Here is a 14,981-nt window from a genome sequence, read left to right as displayed (position 1 = left end):
ATGTCGTCCGTGCCCGTCATCGTCGGCGCCGCGTTCGCCTACCTCGCGCTGCTGTTCGCCGTCGCGCACTTCGTCGACCGGCGCGCGCGCCAGGGCCGCTCGCTGATCGGCAACCCCTGGGTCTACACGCTGTCGCTGGGCGTCTACTGCACCGCCTGGACCTACTTCGGCAGCGTCGGCCGCGCCGCCTCATCGGGCCTCTGGTTCCTGCCGATCTACCTTGGCCCGACGCTCGCCATGCTGATGGCGTGGACGGTGCTGCGCAAGATGGTCCGGATCGCGCGCAGCCAGCGTATCACCTCGATCGCCGATTTCATCGCCAGCCGCCACGGCAAGAGCCCCGCGCTGGCGATGCTGGTCACACTGATCGCGGTGGTAGGCATCCTGCCCTACGTGGCGCTGCAACTCAAGGCCGTGGCGAGCGGCTACGCCCTCCTCGCCGGCGCGCCCGCGCAGCCGCAAGCCTGGTGGCACGACGGCGCGCTCTACGTCGCGCTGGCACTCGCCGGCTTCACGGTGATCTTCGGCACGCGCCACCTCGACACGACCGAGCGCCATGAGGGCATGGTGGCGGCGATCGCCGTCGAATCGCTGGTGAAGCTGCTCGCCTTCGTGGCCGTCGGCGTGTTCGTGACCTGGGGCCTCTTCGACGGGCCCGCCGACCTGTTCGGCCGCGCCGCGGCGCGGCCCGACACGGCGCGCCTGCTCAGCCTCGGCAGCGAGGTGGGCGGCTTCGCCGGCGGCCAGTGGTTCGCGCTGACGCTGCTCGCGATGCTGTCGGTGGTCTTCCTGCCGCGGCAGTTCCAGATGATGGTGGTCGAGAACGTGGACGAGCGCCACCTGCGGCGCGCCACCTGGGCGTTTCCGCTGTACCTGCTGCTGATCAACCTGTTCGTGCTGCCGATCGCGCTTGGCGGACTGCTGCAGCCGCCGGCCGGCCAGGCCGACGCGGAGACCTTCGTGCTGTCGCTGCCGCTGGCGGCCGGCCAGCCCGGCCTGGCGCTGGCCGCGTTCATCGGCGGGTTGTCCGCGGCCACGGGCATGGTGATCGTCGAGGCCATCGCGGTCTCGACCATGGTCTGCAACGACCTCGTGATGCCGCTGCTGCTGCTGCGCCGTGGCCTGCGCACCACCCGCGACCTGAGCGGCTTGCTGCTGGGCGTGCGCCGCGCGGTGATCGTGGCGCTGCTGCTGCTCGGCTATGTCTACTACCGCATCGCCGGCGAGGACTATGCGCTGGTCAGCATCGGGCTGATCAGCTTCGCCGCCGTGGCGCAGTTCGCGCCGCCGATGCTGGCGGGGATGTACTGGAAGGGCGGCACGCGCCAGGGCGCGCTGGCCGGGCTGGGTGCGGGGTTCGTGCTGTGGGCGTGGACCCTGATGCTGCCGTCGATCGCGAAGTCGGGCTGGATGCCGGGCCGCTTCATCGCCGAAGGGCCGTTCGGCATCGCCTGGCTGCGGCCGGAGCAGCTGCTCGGTCTCTCGGGGCTGGACAACCTGACGCACGCGCTGTTCTGGAGCCTGCTGGCCAACACCGCGCTGTACTTCGGCGTCTCGCTGCTCGGGCGGCCGTCGGCGCACGAGACGAGCCAGGCAATGATGTTCGTCGACGTGTTCCGGCGCACCGGACAGGCCGGCGAGGCCCCGGTTTTCTGGCGCGGCACCGCCAGGCTGGACGACCTGCGCCGGCTGGCCTCGCGCTTCCTGGGTGCGGAGGCGGTCGACCGGCTGCTGCACGACTATGCGCAGCGCAACGGCATCGCCGGGGCGGACCAGATCGCTGCGGATGCGCGGCTGGTGCAGTTCGTCGAGAGCCGTCTGGCCGGCGCCATCGGCAGCGCCTCGGCCCGGGCCATGGTGGCCTCGGTGGTGAAGGAAGAAGTGCTGGAGCCGCAGGACGTCGTGAGCATCCTGGAGGAAGCCTCGCGCGAGACCGCCGCGCTGCGCGCCCACTCGCAGGCACTCGAGGAGAAATCCCGCTCGCTGGAGCGCGCCACCGCGGAGCTCAGCGAACTCAACGAACGGCTCAAGAGCCTCGACCACCTGAAGGACGACTTCATGTCCTCGGTGACGCACGAGCTGCGCACGCCGCTGACGTCGATCCGTGCGCTGGCCGAGCTGATGCTCGATGACCCGGCCATGGAAAGCGAGCAGCGCCAGCAGTTCCTGGGCCTCGTGGTCGCCGAGACCGAACGCCTGACGCGGCTGGTGAACCAGGTGCTCGACATGGCGAAGATCGAGTCGGGCAGTGCCGAATGGAACCGCGCGCAGGTGGACCTGTGCGCGCTGGCGCGGCAGGCCGTGCAGACCACGCAGGAACTGTTTCGCGAGCGCGGCGCGACCGTCGCGCTGCACCTGCCCGACGCGGTGCCGCCGCTGCTGGCCGACCCGGACCGCCTGACGCAGGTGCTGATCAACCTGCTGTCGAACGCGGCCAAGTTCGTGCCCGCCGGACACGGTCGTGTCGAGCTGTGCGTGCGGGCCGAGGACGACCGCATCGTGTGCACCGTGCGCGACAACGGGCCCGGCGTGCCGCCCGGGCAGCAGGCGCTGGTGTTCGAGAAGTTCCGCCAGGGCGGCGATGCGGCGCGCCGCCCGCAGGGGACCGGGCTGGGCTTGCCCATCAGCCGCCGCATCGTCGAGCATTTCGGGGGGCGGCTTTGGCTCGACCCGGCGCCGGGACAGGGCGCATGCTTCGGTTTCGAGCTGCCGCTGCGCAGGACGGAGGTGACCCAATGACCCACAAGGTGCTGATCGCAGACGACGAGCCCAACATCGTGGTCTCGCTGGAGTTCCTGATGAAGCGCGAGGGCTACCAGGTCAGCATCGCGCGCGATGGCGAGCAGGCGCTGGATGCCATCCGGCGGCTGCGGCCCGACCTGGTGCTGCTCGACGTGATGATGCCGATCAAGTCCGGGCTCGAGGTGCTGCAGGCGGTGCGGGCCGACGAGGCGATCGCGGGGACCCGCATCCTCATGCTCACCGCCAAGGGCCGCACGACCGACGCGGCCAAGGGCCTGGCCCTGGGAGCCGATGCCTACATGACGAAGCCGTTCTCGACGCGCGAACTGGCCGAACGCGTGCGCTGCATGCTGAGCGGGACCGAATGAAGCCCGACCCGCGCGAACTTGCGGCGGCGCTGGCGCCCGGCGCGGTGCTGGCGCTTGCCGGCCTCGTGCTCGGCGCCCTGCTCGCTCTCACGCTGGCGCCCGCCGAGCGCGATTCACTCGCCGCGATGCTGGCGCCGCGCACTGCCCTGCTGCTGCTCGGCTGGGCGGTGCTGGCGATCGCCCTCGGCATGCTGTCGCGTCACGCCCATGCCACCTGGGTGCGCCAGCCGGCCCGGCTGGCCGAGGCTGCGCAGGCGCTGCTGACTGCCGGCGACCTCTCGCGCGCGGCGCCCCCGGCCACAGCAGCGGCGTGCGGTGCAGGCGCGCGCGCACTCGCCGACATTGCCCAACGGCTGGCTCGCCAGCGCGACGCCCTGCGCGCCGATATCGACGCCCAGGTGCAGGAGGCGGCACGCGGCATCGAGCAGGAGCGCAGTCGCCTCGCGGCGCTGATGTCCGAGCTGACGCAGAGCGTGGTCGTGTGCAATCTGGATGGCCGCATCCTGCTCTACAACGAGCAGGCGCGGCTTCAGTTCCGGTCGCTGTCCCCGGCCGGCGGCAACGAGCTGATCGGGCTCGGGCGCTCGATCTACGCGGCCTTCGACCGGCAGCTCGTCACCCACGCGCTGGAGCGCATCCGCCAGCGCCTGCAGCGCCGCACCGCCCAGCCTTCGGCGCAGTTCGTCACCAGCTCGCGCGCGGGCCGGCTGCTGCGGGTGCAGATGGCGCCGGTGCGCGATCCTTCCGCGCCGCCGGAGGAGGCGGCGCCGCTGTCGGGCTTCGTGCTGATGCTGCAGGACATCACGCGCGAGTTCGAGGAAGACTCCGAGCGGGACCGCCTGCTGCATGCGCTCACCGAGGGCACCCGTGCGTCGCTGGGGAGCCTGCAGGCGGCCGTGGACATGCTGGAGCTGCCCGACCTGGACGCACCTGCGCGCGAGCGCTTCCTGCGCGTGGTGCGCGAGGAGGTGCGCTCGATGACGGCGCGCATCCAGTCGCTTGCGGCGAGCACCAGCGAGGATTCGAAGACGCGCTGGCCGCTCGAGGAGATGCTCGGCGCCGACCTGCTGCAGGCCGCGTTGCGCCACATCGAGGCACGCTCCCCGGTGCGCGCCAGCGCCGCCGATGTCGACCCCGGCCTGTGGCTGCGGGTCGACAGCTATTCGCTGCTGCAGGCGCTGGCTTCGCTGGCCGCGCGCCTGGCCGGGGAATACGCCGTCGAGCGCGTGCAACTGCGCCTGCGACGCGAGGACGAGCGCATCCACCTCGACCTGGCCTGGAGCGGCACGGCGATCAGCACCGAGACCGCAATGGCCTGGGAGTCGAGCCCGATGACGGCGGGCGACGAAGCCAGTCCACTGTCGGTGCGTGACGTGGTCGAGCGGCACGGCGGCGCGTTCTGGTTCCAGCGCGAGCGGGCACGACAGGAGGTCTTCTTCCGCTTCCTGCTGCCCTCGGCCATGCCGCAGGAGTCGCTGGAGACCGCCCCGGCGCTGCACGATGACAGCCGGCCCGAGTACTACGACTTCGACCTGTTCCGCGCCAGCGAGCAGGCGCGCGAACTGGGCGACCGGCGGCTGGTGGACCTGGCCTACACCGTGTTCGACACCGAGACCACCGGCCTCGACCCCGCGCAGGGCGACGAGATCCTGCAGATCGGCGCGGCGCGCATCGTCAACGGCAAGGTGCTGCGGCACGAGTGCTTCGAGCAACTGGTCGATCCCGGCCGCGGGATCCCGGCGGCGGGCATGGCCATCCACGGCATCACGCCGGCGATGGTCGCCGGCCAGCCCCGCATCGCGCAGGTGCTCCCGGCCTTCCACGCCTTCGCCGCCGACACGGTGCTGGTGGCGCACAACGCCGCCTTCGACATGCGCTTCCTCCAGATGCAGGAAGCCGCCACCGGCGTGCGCTTCGGGCAGCCGGTGCTGGACACGCTGCTGCTCTCGGCCGCGGCCAGCCCTCAGCAGGCGTCGCACGAACTGGAGGCCATTGCCGCGCGCTTCGGCCTCCCGGTGCTCGGCCGCCACACGGCGCTGGGCGATGCGCTGCTGACGGCAGACGTGTTCCTGCGGCTGATCCCCCTGCTGGCGTCGCGGGGCATCCACACGCTGGGCCAGGCGCGCGAGGCGGCGCAGCGGACCTGGTACGCGCGGCTGAGCTACTGAACGGCTGCGGGGGCGCGGACTGAGGCAGACTAGGCCCCGTCATGTCAACAGGCCCTGGACCGATGGACAAGCACTACCTCGCGCCGCTCCTCGCACCGCAATCCGTGGTGGTCTTCGCCGGACCGGCCGACGACGCCGGGGCGGGCACCCAGGCCCGGGCCGTGCGCGACGCACTGCGGGCCACCCGCTTCTCCGGCACGATGCAGTTCCTGGACATCGGCACGAGCGGCACCCTGGCCGACCTGGCGCAGACGCGCGCCGACCTGGCCATCATCGCGCTGCCGCCCGCGGAGATCGCCGCGGCGCTGGAGGTCGCGGGCCGCATCCGCTGCCGCGCCGCGCTGGTCGTCTCCAGCGGCATCGGTGCCGAACAGGCGTCCGCGCTGCGCAAGATCGCCCATCAGGCGGGCCTGCACCTGCTGGGCCCCAATTCGCTGGGCCTCCAGCGCCCTTCGCTGCAGCTCAACGCCAGCGCGGCCGGTCCGCTGGCGCGCAGCGGACCGCTCGCGCTGGCGGCCCAGTCGGGCGCCCTGACCGCCTCGATGCTCGATTGGGCGCGTCAGAACGCGGTGGGCTTCTCCAGCGTGGTCTCGCTGGGGCCGCACACCTGCGTGGACATCGCGCAGGTGCTGGACTTCTTCGCCGACGACGCCGCGACCCACAGCATCATCGTCCACCTCGAAGGCATCTTGAACGCGCGGCACTTCATGAGCGCGCTGCGCTCCGCGTCCCACGCGAAGCCGGTCGTGGTGCTGAAGGCCGGGCGCAAGCCCGCGGGCAACGAGGCGGCGCACACGCACAGCGCCTCGATCGTGGGCAGCGACGAGGTCTTCGACGCGGCGCTGCGCCGCGCCGGCGCCGTCCGGGTGCGATCCTTCGTCGAGCTCTTCTCGGCTGCCAAGTGCCTGGCTTCGCGCTACCGGCCCGTCGGCAAGCGGCTGGCGATCGTCTCCAACGGGGGCGGCCCCGGCGTGCTCGCGGCGGACTGGGTCAACGAGATCGGCCTGCAGTTGGGCAAGCTCTCGCCGGCTTCGCAGCAGGCGCTCGGGCCGCAGGTGCCGCCGCTGGCCTCGCTCACCGACCTGATCGACCTGTCGGAAGACGCGCAGCCCGCTCATTACCGCGCGGCGGTCGACGCGGCATCGAAGGACCCGGGCATCGACGGGGTGCTGGCCATCTTCTCCCCCAAGACCGGCTGCGACCCGGCCGACGTTGCGCGCGCCCTGGCTGCGATCCCGAAGCCGACGAGCAAGCCGCTGCTGTCGTGCTGGATGGGCGACGCCTCCGTCGGCGCCGCCCGCGAGGTGTTGGCGGAAGCGAGCATTCCGAGCTTTCGCACGCCCGAGGCGGCCGTCGGCGCCTTCGGCAACATCGCGACCTTCCACCAGAACCAGCAGCTGCTGCAGCAGACCCCGCCGCCCCTGTCGCAGTTGGCCAAGCCCGATGTCGAAGGAGCGCGGCTGCTGATCGAGAGCGTGCTGGCGGAACGCCGCACGGTGTTGACCGAGATGGAGTCCAAGGCACTGCTGTCGTCCTTCCACATCCCGATCACCCGCACGCTGCTGGCGCACAGCGCCAACGAGGCCATGATGATCGCGACGCAGCTCGGATTCCCGGTCGCGCTCAAGATCGATTCGCCCGACATCGCCCACAAGTCCGACGTCGAAGGCGTGGCCCTCAACATCGTGAATGCGGCGGGCGCCCGGGACACCTACCTGAGCATGATGGAGCGCGTGGCCCGGCTCGCCCCCGGCGCGCGCATCAACGGCGTCACGGTGCAGCAAATGGCGCGCGCCCGGCGCGGGCGCGAGATCTACGTCGGGCTGGTGACCGACGACCCGTTCGGGCCGGTCATCGTGTTCGGCGCGGGCGGCACCATGATCGAGCTGCTGGACGACCGCGCGATGGAGCTGCCGCCGCTCAACCAGTTCCTGGCGCGACGGCTGATCGAGCGTTCGCGGGTGGCCGAGACGCTGGGGGAGTGGCGCGGCGCGGCCGCCGCCGACACGCAGGCGCTCGAGCACGTGCTGCTGCGCGTCTCCGAGATGGTGTGCGAGCTGCCCGAGCTGCGCGAGATGGACATCAACCCCATCATCGTGGACGAATCGGGCTGCGTCGCGGTCGATGCCCGCATCGTGGTCGCGCACGCGCCCTCGCCGATCGGCGGACGCGGCAGCGACTACCAGCACCTGGCGATCCTCCCCTACCCGGCCCGCTACCAGCGCGAATGGCCGCTGCGCGAAGGCGGAATCTGCACCGTGCGGCCGGTTCATCCAGCCGATGCGCAGATGCTGCAGGCGCTGGTGCAGCAGCTGTCGCCCGAGAGCCGGTGGTTCCGCTTCGTCTCGCGCTTCCACGAGCTGCCGCCGGCGATGCTGGCGCGCTTCACCCTCATCGACTACGACCGCGAGATGGCGCTGGTCGCCGTCGTGCGCGAGCGCGCCGCGGCGCCGGACGGCACGGCCCTCGAAAAGGAGCGCATCGTGGCCGTGTCGCGCTACTTCACCAATCCCGACCAGTCGAGCTGCGAGTTCTCGCTCGTGGTGGCGGACGACTACAAGGGCCAGGGCCTCGGGTCGCGGCTGCTCGAGAGCATCATCGACGTGGCGCGCGACAAGGGCCTGGCCGAGATCGTGGGGCTGGTGCTCTCGAACAACGCCGAGATGCTGAAGCTCGTGAGAAGGCTCGGCTTCGCGGTCAGGCCGTTCCCCGAGGACCCGGATTTCCGGCTGGTCACCCACGCCTTGTGAGGCCCAGCGCGGCCGGCGGCGCCCGGGCTTGATGCGCATCAAGGAATGCCCCTGCGCCGCCGCGCATGATGCCTTCGATCCGCATCGGAGGCTTTCTTGACCATCCGCCATCTCGACCGCCTGCTGTCCCCCACCTCGGTCGCCGTGTTCGGCGCCTCGACCCGTCCGGGCAGCGTGGGCGCCACCGTCTGGCGCAACCTGCGCGCCGGAACGTTCGCGGGGCCGGTCTACCCGGTGAATCCCAGGCATTCGCTGCTGGATGGCATGCCGGTGTACGCCACCGCGGCGCAACTGCCCGCGGCGCCGGACTTGGCGGTTCTCTGCACGCCGGCGGCGACGGTGCCGGGGCTCATCGCCGAACTCGGCGCGCTGGGCACCCGCGCCGCGATCATCGTCACGGCGGGACTCGGCGCCCAGAACAAGCAGGCTGCGCTGGATGCAGCGCGCCCCTACCTGCTGCGGCTGCTGGGCCCCAACTGCATCGGGCTGCTGAGCCCGCACCTCGGCCTGAACGCCAGCTTTGCCCACACCGATGCGCTGCCGGGCGACATGGCCTTCGTGTCGCAGTCGGGTGCGCTGGTCACCGCCGTGCTCGACTGGACGCGCAGTCGCGGCATCGGGCTGTCGCACCTCGTGTCGCTCGGCGACCATTGCGACGTGGACTTCGGCGATCTGCTCGACTACCTGGCGAGCGACGCGCGCACGCGCTCGATCCTGCTGTACATCGAGTCGGTGGAATCGCCCCGCAAGTTCATGTCGGCCGCGCGTGCGGCGGCGCGCAACAAGCCGGTCATCGTGGTCAAGGCGGGCCGCGCCGGCGCCGGCCTGCGCGCGGCCGCCTCGCACACGGGCGCGCTGGCGGGCTCCGACCGGGTGTACGACGCCGCCATCCGCCGCGCGGGCATGCTTCGCGTCGACACCTTGCAGGAGCTCTTCATGGCGGCCGCGACGCTTGCGCGCTTCCGCGGCAACCGCAGCGAGTCGCTGACCATCATGACCAACGGCGGCGGCGCCGGCGTGATGGCCGCGGATGCCGCCGCGCGCGCAGGCATCGCGCTGGCCGAGCCGGGCGAGGCCCTGCTCGAGCGGCTCGACGCGGTGCTGCCGGTGCACTGGTCGCACGCCAATCCGATCGACATCATCGGCGACGCGCCGGTGGAGCGCTACACCGCCACGCTGTCGGCCCTGCTGGCCGATCCGGCCGCCGGCGCCGTGCTGCTCGTGCATGCGCCGACCGCCATCGTGCGCAGCGACGACATTGCCCGGGCCTGCGTGCCGCTGCTGCGCACCGATGTGCCCCGCGTCATGAGCTGCTGGCTTGGCGATGCCGCGGTGGCGCAGGCGCGCCAGCTTTTCGAGCAGGCCGGTGTCCCGGACTACCCGACGCCGGAAGATGCCGTGCGCGCCTTCGCGATGCTGCAGACCTACAGGCGCAACCAGGCGCTGCTGACGGAGGCGCCCGGTTCCAGCGAGAGCCCGGCGCCCGAGTTCGCCAGGGCGCGCCGGCTCCTGGACGAGGCGCTGTCCGCCGGGCGCGAATGGCTCGGCGAAGCCGAGGCCAAGGCCGTGCTGCAGGCCTACGGCGTGCCGACGGTACGCACCCTGCAGGTGGCACCGACCGCGCAAGCCGCGCTCGGGGCCGCCGAGGAGCTGGGCTATCCCGTGGCGCTGAAGATCGTGTCGCGCGCGATCACGCACAAGACCGACGTGGGTGGCGTGCGCCTGGACCTGCGCGATCGGGCCACGCTCGAAAAGGCAGCGGGCGAGATGCTGGAGGCCGTGCGCGCGGCGCGGCCCGACGCGCCGATCGACGGCTTCAGCGTCCAGCAGATGGCCGACCGTCCGCACGCGCAGGAGGTGATCGTCGGCGCCAGCATCGACAGCATCTTCGGCCCGGTCATCCTGTGCGGCCAGGGCGGCACTGCCGTCGAGGTGAGCGACGACACGGCCGTCGGCCTGCCGCCGCTCAACCGCAGCCTGGCGCGCGAGATGGTCTCGCGCACGCGCATCTCGCGGCTGCTGGCCGGCTACCGCGATCACCCGCCCGCCCGCATGGACGCGCTGTACGACGTGCTGATCTCGGTGTCGCAGATGCTCGCCGACCTGCCGCAGCTCGCAGAACTCGACATCAATCCGCTGTGGCTCGACGAGCACGGCGCGCTGGCGCTCGATGCCCGCATCCGCCTCGCGACGCCGCCGCAGGCCGGCGCCGAGCACTTCTCGATCGTGCCCTACCCGACGCAGTGGGTCCGCAAGCGCGACTGGAACGGGCGCAGCATCACCGTGCGGCCGATTCGGCCCGAGGACGAGGCACAGCATCGCCGCTTTCTGCAGCAGCTCGAGCCGGAGGACATCCGCCTGCGCTTCTTCCAGATGCGGCGCGACCTGCCTCACAGCGAGCTCGCCCGCCTGACCCAGATCGACTACGACCGCGAGATGGCCTTCATTGCCGAGGAGATCGATGCGGATGGATCGGCCGAGACGCTCGGCGTCGCGCGCAGCGTGTGCGACCCGGACAAGGTGGAGGCCGAGTACGCCATCGTGGTCCGGTCCGACCTGAAAGGTGCGGGGCTCGGCCGGCTGCTGTTCGAGCAGCTGATCGAGCACGCGCGCAGCCGCGGCATCAGCCGAATGGTGGGTATCGTGCTGCGCGAGAACACGCGCATGTTGAAGCTGGCCCACGACCTGGGCTTCACGGAGGACCGTGCCGCGCCGCAGGACCCCGGCACGCGGCGCCTCGTCAAGGCGCTGGACGACCGACGCGAACGCCGCTGAGGCCCCGGGCTAGGCTTCGGGCCGGGTCCACAGCCAGACGGCCACGACGGCCAGCACCACCGGCACGACCGCCCTCAGGGCCATGGGCACGCCGGTGAACTGCAGCACGACGGCACCGAGCGCCATCATCGAGATGGCCGCGCACTTGCTGCTGCGCGAGATGATGCCTCCCTCGCGCCATTGCCGAATGGGCGGGCCATAGCGCGGGTGCCCCAGGAGCCACTGCTCCAGGGCCGGCCAGCCACGGCCGCCGGCCCAGGCCGCGACCAGCAGGAAAGGCACGGTCGGGACGACCGGAAGCACGATCCCGATCACGCCGAGGACGATCGACAGGATGGCCAGCAGACGCCATAGCAGTCGCGTGAGGAGGGTAGGCAGCATCGGCAGGCGCTTGGACCTTTCTTGGGGAAATGCAGCGGATGGTAGTCGAGCGGCGGCAATCCCCCGAGCGGGAAGGCCGATTGCAAGGCGGCACCGTCGGCGGACGAGCGCTCGATCGCGGCAGTCGAGGCTTCGGGCTTGGCGCTAACATGGCGCGGGTGAGCACGACCACCCACCTTGCCGTCCTGGACGACGAAGCAGACATCACGCTGCTGCTTGCCAACTACCTCGCCGGCCACGGTTTTCGCGTGACCCAGCTGCATTCGGGAGCGGCCCTCATGGATCTCATGTCCCGCGACGCGCCGTCGCTCGTGCTCCTCGACCTGGGCCTGCCGGGCGAGGACGGCTTTGCCATCGCGCGCCAGCTGCGGGAGCACTGGCGCTGCGGGCTGGTGATCGTGACGGGGCGCGGCGACGCCGTGGACAAGGTGGTCGGACTCGAGGTCGGCGCCGACGACTACGTCACCAAGCCGTTCGACCTGCGCGAGCTGGTCGCCCGCGTCAAGGCGGTGCTGCGGCGCCTCGCACCGGCGGAGCCCGTCAGCGCCCGCGAGGGTGCGGACAAGGGCGCCGGCGGCACGCTCCTGCGCTTCGACCAATGGGAGCTCGACACGTCGGCACGCAGGCTGCTGGATGCGCGGGGCAGCGAGGTGCCCCTGACCACGGGCGAGTTCGACCTGCTCAACACGCTGGCCGCCCACGCGGGGCGCGTCCTGTCGCGCGACTTTCTCCTGGAGCACACGCGCGGCCGCGAAGCGGGCCCCTTCGACCGCACCATCGACGTCCAGATCGGTCGCTTGCGGCGCAAGCTCGAGGCCGACCCGAACAACCCGCAGATCATCAAGTCGGTGCGGGGCGCGGGCTACATCCTCGTCTCCAAGGTGGAGGCGCCCTGATGGCCGAGTCGCCGCTCGTCCCGCAGTTCGATGACAAGACGGTCTTCCGGTCCCTCTTCGCCGCCTATCCCGACGCGCTTCTCCTCGTCGACTCGCAGGGTGCCATCAAGCTCGCCAATCCGGCCGCCTTCGCGCTGCTGGGTTACCCGGCCGAGGAGCTGCTCGGCATGTCCGTGGATGAACTCGTTCCGGACGCGATCCGCCCCCGACACGCCGCCTACCGGGATGCCTACGCCCATCATCCGCGGACGCGCCCCATGGGCATGCAGATGGACCTCGTGGCCAAGCGGCGCGACGGCAGCGAGGTGATGGTCGAGATCGCCCTGAGTCCGCTGCAGGACCAGGGCCTGCCCTACGTGGTGGCGGCGATCCGCAGTGTGGCGGAATACCCCCGCGTGAAGCAGGCGCTGCAGCGGGCCCGTTACGCGGAGCACCTGGCGCAGTTCGGGCGGCTCGCGGTGGACGCCCGCGAGTCGCAGGACCTGCTGGACCAGGTTCCCGTCATCGCCGCCGAGGCGCTCCACATGGACATGGCCAAGATCCTGCTGCTCGAACCCAGCGGGCTCGAGTTCCGCGTCGCGGCAGGCGTGGGACTGCCGCCCCATGAAGTGATCGGACAACGCATCGCGAACGAGCACGGGTCCTCCTACGGCTACGTGGTGACCGAAGGCAAGCCGGTCCTGATCGGCGACTACGCCCACGAGCAACGATTCAAGATGCCCGCGCACCAGCTGGAAGCCGGATGGGTGTGCGAGCTCTCGGTGCCGCTGGCAGACCGCGGCCGGACGATCGGCGTGCTGGCGGTCCGCTCCCGCGCGCCGCGGAACTTCGGCGATGACGAGACGCGTTTCCTCGGATCGTTGTCGAACATGCTCGCCACGGTTCTGCAGCGCATCAGCAGCGAGGACGCGTTGAACCATGCCCAGCGGCTCGAGTCCGTGGGCCAGCTGACCGGCGGCGTCGCGCACGACTTCAACAACCTGCTGACGGTCATCTCGGGCAACCTGCAGGTGCTGGAAGAAGCGCCTGCCTGTGCCGGAGATCCGCTCGTCCAGCAGCTGGTCGGTGCCGCGGCGCGCGCGACGCGGCGCGGCGCCGAACTGACCAGCAAGCTGCTCGCGTTCTCACGGCGCCAGGTGCTCCAGCCCACGGTCGTCGACGCGGCTGCGCTGCTGCGCTCTCTCACCGACATGCTGCGCCGCACGCTCGACCAGCGCATCGTCATCACGCTCGACGCCGAGGAGGTCCTGTGCATGGCGGACCCGGTGCAGCTCGAATCCGCACTCCTGAACGTGGCGATCAACGCGCGCGACGCCATGCCGCAGGGAGGCACGCTCGCGTTCAGCTGCCATCCCGCGAGCACACTGCCCGCGGAGCTCGATGCCCGGCCTGCCGACGGGGAAGGCTACGTCGCGATCACGATCTCCGACACCGGCGAAGGCATGTCCGAGGCGGTGAAGGAACGCGCCTTCGAGCCCTTCTTCACGACCAAGGAGAGCGGCCGCGGCACGGGCCTGGGCCTCTCGACCGTCTATGGGTTCGCCAAGCAATCGCGCGGATCGATCACCCTTCGAAGCGCTCCGGGCAACGGGACGGCGGCCACCCTCTTCCTCCCGCGCGTCCACCTCGACGACGCGACCGGAGAAGGCGCGGATGCCGGCCCGCCGGGCGAGGTACCCGCCGGGCTGCGCGTGCTGCTCGTCGAGGACGATGCCGAAGTCCGGGACGTTGTCCAGAAGTTCCTCGTGTCGATGCGCTGCGAGGTCAGTGGCTGTGCGGACGCGCAGCAGGCGCTGCGAGTGCTCGAGGCCGGCCACGGCGTGGACCTGCTGCTGACCGACATCATGCTCGGCGCCGGCATGCGCGGCACCGAACTGGCCGACGTGGTGCGGCAGCGCCTGCCGCGACTGCCGGTGCTGCTCATGTCCGGGTACTCGGGCGAACTGCTCGAGGAGCCGCAAGGCTGGGCCCTCCTGCGCAAGCCCTACACGCGGACCGACCTCGAGCAGGCGATGGCCAGGGTGCTCAACGCTGCCCGTTGAGCGGCGACCCGGCGTTTTCCCCCGTTGGAATCCTGCTGCGCTTTCCTGAAAATCGGCCATCCGAACCCACAGGGCCGCGCATCGCCATGAACACCTCCACGCATTCCGAAATCCAGAAGCTCGTTTCCGCCGAGGAATGGCAGCTGCGCGTGGACCTCGCGGCCTGCTACCGGCTCGTCGCCCTCTACGGCTGGAGCGACCTCGTGTTCACCCACATCAGCGCGCGCGTGCCGGGACCCGAGCACCATTTCCTCATCAACCCGTACGGGCTGATGTTCGACGAGATCACGGCGTCGAGCCTGGTCAAGGTGGACCAGGATTGCACCAAGGTGATCACCTCGCCCTACCCTGTGAATCCGGCAGGTTTCGTCATTCACAGCGCCATCCATGCGGCGCGGCCCGACATCCAGTGCGTGCTGCACACCCACACGCGAGCCGGCATCGCCGTCAGCGCGCAGAAGAACGGCGTGCTGCCCATCAGCCAGCAGTCGACCTTCGTGCTGGCCTCGCTGGCCTATCACGACTATGAGGGCGTGGCATTCCGCGACGACGAGAAGCCGCGGCTGCAGGCCGACATGGGCGAAGCCAATTTCCTGGTGCTGCGCAACCACGGCCTGCTGACCGTGGGCAGGACCATCGCCGACGCCTTCCTCTCGATGTACACCTTCGAGAACACCTGCCAGATCCAGATCGCCGCGCAGGCAGGTGGCGGCGAGCTCACTCAAGTGGATCCGCGCATCATCGAAGGCGTGGGCCAGGCGCTGAAGGTGCAGACCGGCGGCCTCGGCGGCGCCTTCGTCTGGCCGGCGCTGATCCGCAAGCTCGACCGCATCGATCCCGGCTACAAGGATTAGGTCAG

The 14,981-nt window shown here is 70.9% G+C and carries 9 protein-coding genes; 8 read left to right on the top strand and 1 reads right to left on the bottom strand.

Going from position 1 to position 14,981, the window contains the following annotated elements:
• The 5 genes from G3W89_RS14060 (at window position 1) to G3W89_RS14040 (ending at window position 10,803) form a co-directional block, all read left to right on the top strand.
• Window positions 1-2,739 (top strand): sensor histidine kinase, encoded by a 2,739-nt coding sequence (locus tag G3W89_RS14060; RefSeq protein WP_162574656.1) that lies wholly within the window; start codon window positions 1-3, stop codon window positions 2,737-2,739.
• A complete protein-coding gene (locus tag G3W89_RS14055; RefSeq protein ID WP_162574655.1) occupies window positions 2,736-3,110 on the top strand; it encodes a response regulator transcription factor in 375 nt (124 codons plus the stop codon). Before G3W89_RS14060 ends, G3W89_RS14055 begins: the two co-directional genes overlap by 4 nt.
• Entirely contained in the window at window positions 3,107-5,278 is a 2,172-nt protein-coding gene (locus G3W89_RS14050; RefSeq protein ID WP_162574654.1) for a 3'-5' exonuclease, read from the top strand. The genes G3W89_RS14055 and G3W89_RS14050 overlap by 4 nt, the downstream gene beginning before the upstream one ends.
• Before the next feature lie 62 nt (window positions 5,279-5,340).
• Window positions 5,341-8,028, top strand: a complete 2,688-nt coding sequence (locus G3W89_RS14045; protein WP_162574653.1) for a bifunctional acetate--CoA ligase family protein/GNAT family N-acetyltransferase — start codon at window positions 5,341-5,343, stop codon at window positions 8,026-8,028.
• 96 nt (window positions 8,029-8,124) lie between these two features.
• Window positions 8,125-10,803, top strand: a complete 2,679-nt coding sequence (locus G3W89_RS14040; RefSeq protein ID WP_162574652.1) for a bifunctional acetate--CoA ligase family protein/GNAT family N-acetyltransferase — start codon at window positions 8,125-8,127, stop codon at window positions 10,801-10,803.
• A gap of 9 nt (window positions 10,804-10,812) precedes the next feature.
• Here G3W89_RS14040 and G3W89_RS14035 read toward each other — a convergent pair whose 3' ends face one another.
• Window positions 10,813-11,184 carry a YbaN family protein gene (locus tag G3W89_RS14035; RefSeq protein ID WP_162574651.1) on the bottom strand — a complete coding sequence of 124 codons (372 nt, stop codon included), beginning with the start codon at window positions 11,182-11,184 and terminating at the stop codon, window positions 10,813-10,815.
• A 158-nt stretch (window positions 11,185-11,342) separates the two neighbouring features.
• On the opposite strand from G3W89_RS14035, the gene G3W89_RS14030 reads away from it, so the two are divergent.
• The 3 genes from G3W89_RS14030 to G3W89_RS14020 all read left to right on the top strand — a co-directional run bounded on the left by G3W89_RS14030 (window position 11,343) and on the right by G3W89_RS14020 (window position 14,976).
• The gene (locus G3W89_RS14030; RefSeq protein ID WP_162574650.1) at window positions 11,343-12,080 is read left to right on the top strand and encodes a winged helix-turn-helix domain-containing protein; all 738 of its coding nucleotides are present in this window, start codon (window positions 11,343-11,345) and stop codon (window positions 12,078-12,080) included.
• The gene (locus tag G3W89_RS14025) at window positions 12,080-14,122 is read left to right on the top strand and encodes a PAS domain S-box protein (protein ID WP_162574649.1); all 2,043 of its coding nucleotides are present in this window, start codon (window positions 12,080-12,082) and stop codon (window positions 14,120-14,122) included. The genes G3W89_RS14030 and G3W89_RS14025 overlap by 1 nt, the downstream gene beginning before the upstream one ends.
• Before the next feature lie 86 nt (window positions 14,123-14,208).
• Window positions 14,209-14,976, top strand: coding sequence for a class II aldolase/adducin family protein (locus G3W89_RS14020; RefSeq protein WP_162574648.1), 768 nt, complete (start codon window positions 14,209-14,211; stop codon window positions 14,974-14,976).
• Window positions 14,977-14,981: the final 5 nt, after the last annotated feature.

Source organism: Variovorax sp. PBL-H6, from assembly GCF_901827155.1.
GTDB lineage: Bacteria > Pseudomonadota > Gammaproteobacteria > Burkholderiales > Burkholderiaceae_C > Variovorax.
Note: the sequence above shows the minus strand (reverse complement) of the source record. Positions and strands in the feature narration are given on the sequence as shown.

What these genes read in the sequence shown, in the direction of transcription:
- G3W89_RS14055 (WP_162574655.1), top strand. Translation starts at nt 2,736, where the DNA reads ATGACCCACAAGGTGCTGATCGCAGACGACGAGCCCAACATCGTGGTC.
- G3W89_RS14060 (WP_162574656.1), top strand. Translation starts at nt 1, where the DNA reads ATGTCGTCCGTGCCCGTCATCGTCGGCGCCGCGTTCGCCTACCTCGCG.
- G3W89_RS14050 (WP_162574654.1), top strand. Translation starts at nt 3,107, where the DNA reads ATGAAGCCCGACCCGCGCGAACTTGCGGCGGCGCTGGCGCCCGGCGCG.
- G3W89_RS14025 (WP_162574649.1), top strand. Translation starts at nt 12,080, where the DNA reads ATGGCCGAGTCGCCGCTCGTCCCGCAGTTCGATGACAAGACGGTCTTC.
- G3W89_RS14035 (WP_162574651.1), bottom strand. Translation starts at nt 11,184, where the DNA reads ATGCTGCCTACCCTCCTCACGCGACTGCTATGGCGTCTGCTGGCCATC.
- G3W89_RS14045 (WP_162574653.1), top strand. Translation starts at nt 5,341, where the DNA reads ATGGACAAGCACTACCTCGCGCCGCTCCTCGCACCGCAATCCGTGGTG.
- G3W89_RS14020 (WP_162574648.1), top strand. Translation starts at nt 14,209, where the DNA reads ATGAACACCTCCACGCATTCCGAAATCCAGAAGCTCGTTTCCGCCGAG.